Annotated in this window: 9 protein-coding genes and 2 pseudogenes; 1 reads left to right on the forward strand and 10 read right to left on the reverse strand. The window is 42.2% G+C overall.

From position 1 onward, the window contains the following. Positions 1-262 (reverse strand): transposase family protein (locus H7F11_RS16165; protein WP_193658156.1); only part of this gene is annotated, 262 nt, incomplete at its 3' end. Positions 263-595: 333 nt separating this feature from the next. On the opposite strand from H7F11_RS16165, the gene H7F11_RS16170 reads away from it, so the two are divergent. Further along, the gene (locus H7F11_RS16170; protein WP_193651868.1) at positions 596-1750 is read left to right on the forward strand and encodes an outer membrane beta-barrel protein; all 1155 of its coding nucleotides are present in this window, start codon (positions 596-598) and stop codon (positions 1748-1750) included. Between the two features lie 314 nt (positions 1751-2064). Here the strand turns inward: H7F11_RS16170 and H7F11_RS16175 are convergent. The 9 genes and pseudogenes from H7F11_RS16175 to H7F11_RS16215 form a co-directional block, all read right to left on the reverse strand. Then, positions 2065-2682, reverse strand: a pseudogene (locus H7F11_RS16175) (transposase); the annotation flags it as partial. A gap of 106 nt (positions 2683-2788) precedes the next feature. Continuing rightward, complete coding sequence (locus H7F11_RS16180; RefSeq protein ID WP_075323862.1) at positions 2789-3832, reverse strand: NAD(P)-dependent alcohol dehydrogenase; 1044 nt, start codon at positions 3830-3832, stop codon at positions 2789-2791. Between the two features lie 67 nt (positions 3833-3899). Next, positions 3900-4313, reverse strand: a complete 414-nt coding sequence (gene gloA, locus H7F11_RS16185) for a lactoylglutathione lyase (RefSeq protein ID WP_075323863.1) — start codon at positions 4311-4313, stop codon at positions 3900-3902. Between the two features lie 235 nt (positions 4314-4548). Next, a pseudogene (locus H7F11_RS16190) lies at positions 4549-4983 on the reverse strand (transposase); the annotation flags it as partial. A gap of 62 nt (positions 4984-5045) precedes the next feature. Beyond that, positions 5046-6407, reverse strand: coding sequence for a type III glutamate--ammonia ligase (gene glnT, locus H7F11_RS16195; RefSeq protein WP_075323865.1), 1362 nt, complete (start codon positions 6405-6407; stop codon positions 5046-5048). A 40-nt stretch (positions 6408-6447) separates the two neighbouring features. Beyond that, positions 6448-7188, reverse strand: coding sequence for a creatininase family protein (locus H7F11_RS16200; RefSeq protein ID WP_075323866.1), 741 nt, complete (start codon positions 7186-7188; stop codon positions 6448-6450). Between the two features lie 23 nt (positions 7189-7211). After that, positions 7212-7991 (reverse strand): N-acyl homoserine lactonase family protein, encoded by a 780-nt coding sequence (locus H7F11_RS16205; protein WP_075323867.1) that lies wholly within the window; start codon positions 7989-7991, stop codon positions 7212-7214. A gap of 258 nt (positions 7992-8249) precedes the next feature. Then, positions 8250-9419 carry an aromatic ring-hydroxylating oxygenase subunit alpha gene (locus H7F11_RS16210; protein ID WP_075323868.1) on the reverse strand — a complete coding sequence of 390 codons (1170 nt, stop codon included), beginning with the start codon at positions 9417-9419 and terminating at the stop codon, positions 8250-8252. Positions 9420-9768: 349 nt separating this feature from the next. Beyond that, positions 9769-10156, reverse strand: a 388-nt coding sequence (locus tag H7F11_RS16215) for an integrase core domain-containing protein (RefSeq protein ID WP_193658265.1), incomplete at its 5' end; no start/stop codon positions are given.

Below are 10156 nucleotides of genomic sequence, written 5' to 3' on the forward strand. Positions count from 1 at the left end.
CTCCATGCTCCTGGCACTTCACACGAGGTACACGGGCATGGAGATAGGCTTCATGCTGGAAGAAATCCATGTGCCGCCAGGTATGGTCACGGGTATCATGTACCGGACACTCCTCACCACAGACGGAGCAAGCAAAGCGACTACCTTTGGGAAAGTTGATGTGCAGATCCAGGCGTTTCTCCTCCACCGTGAAAGTCACATGATCCACCAACCACGGCGGAACCAATCCTAACGCGAGAGAAAACAGCTCTTCAGGGACCATCAGCTAACTCCTATTCAGGGCACGACCGCTCCACAGCATTCTACCCCCTACCCACTCAATCTGACGAAGAGCCGCCAGTTTTTCGAACTGCCCCAAATAGATTTCAACTTCTCAACGCACAAAAGTGACGCACAGCTCTCCAAATTTAGGCATTTATAGCACCAAAAAAGTGCAGCACCCTCATTTTATGGTAAAAATCGATCGTAAAATTTCAATTCGTACATAAATAAGTTAAATTACTCATTATGTTACATAAATATCGTAGATTGGCATAATATTTGCTGTTCGGATCTGTTGCAATAACATGACATAAACTTACCAATGGAGTCCTCCATGAAACAATCTTTGCGTTCTCGACTTCTTCTTACAGGATTACTTTCTGCAACCATCGCATCCGCAGGGTATGCTCATGCATCTGGTTTTTCCATTCCAGCGCCTTTGAAAATCGACGCTGGCCCCATTGGCAAAGTCAACGTGCAGGGGGTCGTATCCGGTATGGGGTTTTTGCAAAGCAACCCTTCTGGTTCAGGGCTAAATGGCAAAAATGCCGGAGCAGATATTACCAGCGGCTTAATCAATATAAGCAAATCAACCGGGTTGATCCAATTCAACTTAACAGCTGGTGCCTATAACTTTCCATCTTTAGGTGAACCTTTTAGCTCTACCAGTTCTACTATCAGCGATTTTGGTGCACTACCCTTAGCCTATGTGACTATTGCCCCCTTGAGCAATTTCTCGGTAAGTATTGGAAAACTTCCAAGTCTCTTGGGATATACCGGAACATTCACCTACGAGCGCATGAACATAGAAGGTGGCTTTCCCTGGTATTTGCAAACAACTGTGAGCCGTGGCGTACAAGTCAACTACAATATGGGTCCAGTTTCCGCTTCCGTGTCCTGGAATGATGGCTATTATACAAATCGCTACAATGTAGTATCTGGATTGGTCACCTACGCCATCAATTCTGATAATTCCTTATCTATCTATGGCATGGGTAATACTGGGCATACTGGCAGCATCACTAGCACAACACGTTACTCGCCTAATGGCTATGTCAATGGTGAACTTGCCCTAGATAATAGTCAGATGTATGGCGCTTACTACACATATACAGGATCTGATTTTACGATCACTCCTGAAGTACAGTACATTCACACTCCTAAGAGCGTCTCATTAGGAACAACAAAAAGTTCTTCTAACATCAGTGCCATGATCCACGGGGCTTACGATATCAGTAGTCACTGGTCAATAGCTGCCGGCGTAGACTATGAACATTCCAGTCAATCCGAAACAAATGGTTTCTATTTCGGCTATGGTCCAGGATCCAGTGCGTTGGGTGTCATGATCACACCCACCTATACAAACGATGGATATTTTATTCGTGATGAATTGTCCTATGTGCGTCTAAGCAATTACACTACCGGTTTTGGTAATGATAACAGACCAGACCAGATCCGGGATATTCTTGAAACCGGCTTCTGGTTCTAAAGTGATTCGTGTCTATGAACTTTTCTCATCGTTCATTGGCTAATTCCAATTAGTGTTATAAACGGTGATAATGTGTCACGCTTTCAAGGAGGATTACGTCATGGCGCGTCCAGCGAGTGGAATAGAGCAAGTGGTGGTAGCATGAGAGTTTTATTGCATAGGCGGAGACCGCTGAAGAATTGCGGCGCGCGCAGGCGGTACTGCTGCCTCTGGCATAGATGAATTCGTGCTTATCCGGTTGTCACAGACACCTACCAGATGTGGTAGTGGGGCGTGATTTTTTGGAACTCTAGTTTAATGTGAAAGAAATGGGATTACGGGCACTGAAGTCCCTGGCCTGTGAGGACCATTTTACGGGATCTGAAAGCGGTTATGCTGGATCGGGCAGGAATCAATCCGAACTTGATCAGCTTTTTGATCCAGCGTGCGGCATTACGTTGTACGCTCAAGGCTTCATAATCGGTGGCGGCGTCCCGGTAATATGTGCCGCGAGAGAGCATGAAGTAGATGATGCGCAGCATTTTGTGGGCCAAGGCGATAATGGATCGTTTATGACCTCGGCGCACGACCAGGTTCTGGAATTTGGCGCGCAGGGCGCATTGGGTGCGACTGGCGGCATGGGCGCATTCGCACAAGACGCGGCGCACGTAAGGATTCCCTTTCCGGGTGCGACCACTTTTGCGCTTACCGGCCGATTCGTTGTTGCCCGGACACAGACCGGCCCACGACGCCAGGCGATCGGCACTCCCGAAGGCCTTCATATCGTCCCCGATTTCCACCAGCAATAAGGCAGCAACTATGGTATCCACCCCGGGCAAGGTCTACAGCAAGGCCAGCGCATGCTGTTGCGGGGCCAAACCGTCCAGCAAGTAATCCTCGAAGCGCACGATCTGCGCTTCGAGGACTTCGATATGGTACATCGTTTCGCCCAGCGCTCGATATACCGGGTACTTTGTCCCTCTCTATTTTGGCGGGCCACCGTCGCTATGCCGACGTCATTACACCTCTAAATTGATCAAATCTGGCTGATATATACATCTATTTCAGGGTGGTCATGTCAATGACAAAACGATATTTCACGTCGCTTTTCAGCATTCTTTCATAGGCCGTATTGATATAGTCCATGGGAATTATTTCAATATCCGAACCAATTCCATGTTCTGCACAGAAATCGAGCATTTCCTGGGTTTCACGAATACCGCCAATGAGCGAGCCCGCCAATTGACACCGCTTGTATATCAGGTTGAATACTTCCGGAGAAGGATGGGCCTCTGCAGGAATGCCCACCAACGTCATGGTACCATCCCGCTTCAACAGGCTCAGAAAGGCATCCAGATTGTGGGAAGCGGCCACCGTATTGAGGATAAAATCAAAACTGTTGGCCTGCTCAGCCATCTGTTTGGGATCCGTGGAAATGCAGACCTCATCCGCACCCAGACGTTTACCATCTTCGATTTTACCGGGCGAGGTCGTAAATAAAACGACATGAGCCCCCATCGCATGGGCCAGCTTGACGCCCATATGACCCAATCCACCCAAACCGACAATACCCACTTTTTTACCTGGCCCCACCTGCCAATGACGTAACGGTGAGTAAGTGGTGATGCCCGCACACAGCAAGGGGGCCACACTGGCCAGATTTTTCTCGTCATGGAGGACTTTCAGTACAAAAGACTCCTTGACGACCACACTCTGGGAATAACCCCCAAACGTATTCTCCCCGCCAAATACCGGGCCATTATAAGTTAAGGTAAAACCATTCTCGCAATATTGTTCTTCACCATCATCACAGGCGCTGCAATGTCCGCAACTATCCACCATACAACCTACACCTGCTAAATCACCCACTTTGAAATTTTTGACCTGATCACCTACGGTCACCACCCTGCCGACAATTTCATGACCTGGCACTGAGGGATAAATGGTGTTTTTCCATTCATTACGGGCAGTATGTAAATCGGAATGGCAGACACCGCAGTAAAGAATCTCAATTTTGACATCATCCGGACCCGGCTGACGTCTTTCAATTTCGTACGGGGCTAAAGGGCTGGTGGATGATTGGGCTGCATAGGCTTTCGTCACGGTATCTCCTTATCGTACATATATACATATATAAAATCCAGACATGCTAGATCATCATTCTACTAATTTAAAATATAGAGGACTCTGAATTAATTTGTACTTTACTCTCCACCAACTCAATTTTATATCCATCAGGATCTTCTATAAATGCTATCACCTTAGTTCCATGCTTCATTGGGCCTGCATCACGGACAACTTTGCTGCCGAGCTTTTTTATCCGTAAGCATTCCTGTTTTGCATCGTCAACCTCAATAGCAATATGACCATAAGCTGAACCTAAATTATATGCACTTATATCCCAATTAAAAGTGAGTTCTATGGAACATCCTAGAGTTTCATCATTATAGCCAAGGAAGACCAAGGTGAATCTGCCATCAGGGTATTCATTTCTTCTCAATATTTTCATGCCAAGTAAATTAACATAAAAATTAATTGATTTTTCTAAGTCAGAAACTCTAATCATGGTATGCAAAACACGCATTGTAAATTTCTCCAATAACCTAAAATCATGTATCAGGGTATTTTAATGGTAATTAGACGCAGAATGAAGTTATTATGACCATTACTCATAATTTGGCTCATTACGGGCACACTAATGCTCTGATAGGATCAATTTTGGGAAAAATGTGTTTGTGTATCCAGGACGCATCAAGATTTTTTTGGATACGTTTGGCAGGGATCCAGTCAGCGGGCATGGTCTCTTTTCTTTGATCTGCCCCCCCTCGCGCCAGATAACCGTGCTGCAGAATTTGTTGCTCTACCGCCGCAAACAGGGCTTCGGCACCGGTTACCCCGATGTGGTTCTCAAAATGCCAGATCGTCGTGCGATCAGGCAGGCGAGCGGCATCCAGCAGGCCACAAAAACGTTGATAGCTGTGGCAATCCAAAATCTGGTATTCCATCTGTTCATCCGAGAAATTGTACGGGCGTTTCAATACCAAGATCCGCACCATGACCTCTGTGGGATAAGGCGGGTAGCCACCCTGGGGACTCACTGGTCGAGGATCCGCACCATCCACCTGTGATGCCAGTGCCGCAAAGTCGATGCAAGAGCAAAAGCGCAAGAGAAGATCATCTATTCGATAAGGTTTATATTGTTCAAGGTCTGTTGGAATCAGACGACTTTTAATTGCAATTTTTTTTGTCTTCATCTATCCTGTCCACTTGATGTTCAAATTTTTTAATGGGTATGCTTTTTAATCGAGTATCACTTTTAAAACATATCGCTATACCGTTCTATTTCCCATGTTGATATTGAGCGATGATACTCTTCCCACTCTTCTCTCTTGTATTTTACAAATTCGTCACGAAGATCTTTACCTATTGCTTTTTCTACAAATGGATCCTCAGCAAAATATTCTATAGCCTCTTTCAATGTCTGAGGGAGGAACGCTATACCACGCTCATTCCTTTCTAAATCAGAGATTTCATATAAGTTGTCATCATTTGCCATCCCTGGATCTAGCTTTTCTTCAATTCCTTCAAGTCCTGCAGCTAAAACCAATGCCGTAGCTAGATACGGATTCATTGCTCCATCAGCATTTCGTGACTCACAACGTCCACCACCGGATGGAATTCGAATAGAATTCGTACGATTGTTGGAGCCATAGGAATTAAAAACAGGAGCCCATGAAAAATAATTAGTCGAGCTTCTCTTAACTAACCTCTTGTAACTATTTACGGTCGGGGCGAGAACTGCACACAACGCCTTACCATGCTTTAAAACTCCTGCAATAAAATTATAGCCAACTGTAGACATTCCTATTCCCTGAGGGTCTTCATTAGAATCACACTGGAAAATATTATTTTTAGTATTGATATCATATAAGGACATATTAAGATGGGCTCCATTACCCGTTTTATCCGCAAATGGTTTAGGCATCATTGTTGAAAATAATCCGAGATCATTAGCATATTTCTTTGCCATCATCCTAAAAAATATAAATCTATCACATGTGGTAAGTGCGTCGGAATATTTAAAATCAAATTCGAATTGTCCATTTGCATCCTCATGATCAAATGAGTACAAATCCCAACCTAAAGTTTGAATTGAAGATGCCATCCTGTCCAGCCATGAAAAGCTACCTAAAAAACTATTAATATCATAACATGGCTTTTTAAGTTTATCATTTTTGTCATGCAAATTAAGTAATCCAGATTCACTTTTCTCAAGTAAGAAAACTTCGCACTCAATACCTGTGTTCATTCCATAACCAAGTTTCTCAGCTTTTGCAAGCTGATTTTTAAGAGCAACTCTAGTATTCAATTCATATGGGCTTCCACGAAATAAGTTGTCGGATGGAAACCAAACAAGTTTTTTATCCCATGGAACTTCTATCATGCGATTTAGGTCTGGTATAGATACAATCTCATCGTCATTTGGAGCCTGTCCAAGGCCGTCTAAGGCATATCCTGTGTATCTTTCTGAACCATCATTCATGTTCCTGAGATGCTCAAGTGGGACTACTTTTCCTTTAGGGGTTCCGTGTATATCAACATAAGCAGATATACAATATTTAACCCCCTTATTATTTAATTCCTGAATCAATTTGGATACATTATCTACGTTGCTCATATGTTACTCCATAAGTTAAAATAAAAATATTATGAATAATTTATCCTTGTAGTGGGGGACTTTCAGTCATGCCTTTTCTGATTATTTTTGCGAGATCACAAATCATCCAATCAAATAATTCCTCACCTTTTTCTCTGGTGGCCGCACTAGGTTTCCCTGTAACACCATTTATGCTCGTTTTATTTACGGGATGAGAGAATACTTTATCTATCGTTCGATCTTGATCGTCTGATGAATCTATTAATGAATGAGAAACGAGTTCGTCTGCAATTTTTAATATTATGGATGTCTCAGCATCATTAGCGTGCCAGTCATCACCATCTTTAATATGCATGTCATTAACTCTTTGGCTAATCCTGGAGGTGTCAATTAGACCTATCATATAATCGTCAAATTCTGATCTTAATATCTCCAGTGCACAACGTAATGGCGCATTATTAGTTACATGACCATTTATAATAAAAAGTCGTCTTACTCCACTAAAATATGCCCATCGTCCTATCTCAGTAATGAATTCGATCAAAACTACTGGACTAACAGCAATTGTTGAAGGCCATTTTTTGCTGTGGCCAATCGAGCAACCATAAGGTATAAGTGGAAGAACTGGAACTCCAGTAATATCAGAAACACTTTCACAAAGCTTAGAGACAATCACTGAATCTACCCCACATCCAAGATGTGGTCCATGCTGTTCAGTAGCTCCTACAGGAAGCATTGCTGTTCCATTTGACTTCTCTAGGCAGCCAACAATATCTTTATAACTTATATTTTGCCAAAGCATTAATAAATACCTTTTTATGATAATTAATTATAAAAATCAGGAAATGATTTTAATTTATGGAAGAAATTAAAATCATGGCTAGGCCATAGATATGCATGTTCTCTTTTTGATATTTCCTTAAGATTTTGTATGCTACTTATAGCGGTTTGATATTGATCATTCCAGCATAGTCCGGGAGCTATCTCTTCTTTTATGTTCTCCTCAAGATCAGCGGCATCACCACAAATAATTATTGGTTTACCCTTGGGCAATTCAATATGTAATGACATATGACCAGCAGTATGCCCAGGCGTTGATATTGCTTGTACTCCATCAGTAACGTTGTAATCACCATCCATTATTATCATCTTCCCGGACGTTAGTCGTGATATATCGTCAGAAAAGTAAACCGGTGTCATATTATCTCTTACGGATAAAATTTCTTTTTTCTGTATATGTATATCAGAATTTAGAAAGTCACCGATTCCTCCGACATGGTCATAGTGCAAATGTCCAATAAATATTAGATCGATATCACTAGGGCGTATACCAAGTCTATCAAGATAACTTGGTATACGTTGCTCCTGTGTCATTTGCGGTGGGCCATATGGGAAATCATTACTCTGAAAATATGTCTCAGATTTAATTACTTTATTATAGTCACAACCAACATCATAAAGAATTCGTCCGTTTTTTGTTTCGATAAGATAAGCTAAAATTGGTGCGGTTATAATTGTCCCAAACCCGTTGTTATGGGTTGACCATGACTTATCATATTTTTGAGTGCCCGTTAAAAGTGGTCTTACTGATAACACATCTGTCATAATTCACCCTACATATGTATCGCATGAAATAAACTGTTAAAAACAGTCAATATAAATATTTTAGCATTAACTGAGTTACAAAAAAACGGTTAACTTATTGTTACCTGATAATAATAATATCTTTTATAGTTGTGTTGTACAAGATATCATAATACAAAAAGGAAGAAATAATTTGTGCCATAAAATTCTTATAAGCATCAATAGCTGATTACATTTACAATAAATAACAAAACTACATTTGATGTTTATTTTTTGCTATCAACGTGACATGCAATCAGACAAGAAGCTATGAAACCTAAAAATTTGTCTTTCTGTGGGGAATAACCTTGATTTATCAGAAGCTGTGGTTATTTTATTTCGTATGCTACTATATACAGAGGCATTTATCTCCATATCTTCATTGTGAAACGATTCGAAAAGATTTATAGCCTTCTTTAGGCGCTCGTCGTAGTCATTATGACTCTTGTTTTTATTGCTTATCATAATTAATGTCGTCACCTCGCATTCACTGACATTTTTTGGAAGAACCCTGATCCAATATATACTATCCGGAAATGTTGCTATTAGAAATGCAGGGTACGCAACATACACCCATTGCTGGCAATTATCGTTTTCTAAAGGTAGGTTCTCTATTTTTTCGAATGGAAATATATCGGACTTTTCTTCTGTGTTTCTTTTATATTCTTCACCATATGGTGCTTTTGTTCTAACAAAGCTTTTATTGAATATATCTATCGTGGTGTCTTTTGATGGGAAGGCATATTCTAGAGTGTTTGAATGCGCTCCTATGTGGTGATAAAACTCAGCCCAATTCTCGACCATCACTTTCCAATTAAATTCTCCATTCCAGGTTCGCGAATACACGACCTCCATCTCATCAGCATGCCACGGAGATATTAAATCACTTAGGTTATTATAGGCACTACTCAAAGGTTCTGCATTTCCATCAATATTAACGAAGACAAAACCGTTCCATAATTCAGTCTTAAAATTAATCAAGCCATTTTCTGTGTGCGAGAAATTCCTTACACCCTCTGATTGTGGAGCGTATTTTAATCCACCAGATAAGTTAAAAACCCATGAATGATATGGACATGTTATTGATTTACGATTTTCCATGCATTTTGAAGCCAATAGATCCGCGCCTCTATGAGTACATACTCTAGACAAACATTTTATCTCGTCATTATCGTTTACCAGCAAGAATTTCTCACTGTATATATTAAATGGCAACATATCTCCATTATTAGGTAACTGTGATCTGTGTGCTATCGGAAGCCAAGATGCTGCCAAAACCTTTTTAAACTCAAGACTGGTGTATTCTTCATCGTAATATATTTCACGTGGCGGCATTTCAGATTCGTTCTCATCTTTACTCATTACTCGTGCATATTCTTTTAATAATAAATCTAGGTAATCACTTTTCATGTAATCGTCCCTCAATAATGTCACTTCATAAAAAATATGCTATGGCCATCGTATAATGGATCTCTCACGAGCAAGCATCAATCACTTCAAAAAACATGCAACTAACGTGCCACGCAACTCTAGTGCTTAATGTCTTATATTTCTATGTAATCTCTGGCTTCTCAATTGTCGCTATTCCGTGCGCACCATATTGGGGCCCCACCACTGTGCGTTTGCACCACAAGACTGCGCACTCACTCGCGATCGCATAATTCCGTCGATAAAACTAGTTATGCTCCCTAATTTCGCGATGTAGTAAGGCGAAGGCAGGTTCGGCGTCTGTCAAGGTAGTTGTCGCGTCACCCATTTCTTAAGTAACCTTTTTATCCTGCCGCTGCGGGTTCAGATCTACCGCACCGACGGGTGTCCAATTGCGTGTGTGGCCTGACCAGCGCGCTGGGTTTCTCGCCTTGGCCGCCTCATAGAGGTCATGGTGCCTCGTCAGCAGTGCATGATCCTCGCCCCGATGGCGCTGGGCGGGGGTGACGAAGCGAATGCGGCTGTGACGATGCTCATGGTTGTACCAGGCGATGAAGTCACGCACCCAGATCCGGGCAGCTTCAAGGCTTGCAAAGCCGCTTTCCGGCCACTGTGGGCAGTATTTCAGCGTCCGGAACAGCGACTCTGAATACGGGTTGTCATTGCTGACCCGTGGTCGGCCACGGGATGGCGTGATCCCCAGATCATAAAGCTTGGGT

The sequence above is a fragment of the Acidithiobacillus sp. HP-2 genome, from assembly GCF_015100155.1.
GTDB lineage: Bacteria > Pseudomonadota > Gammaproteobacteria > Acidithiobacillales > Acidithiobacillaceae > Acidithiobacillus.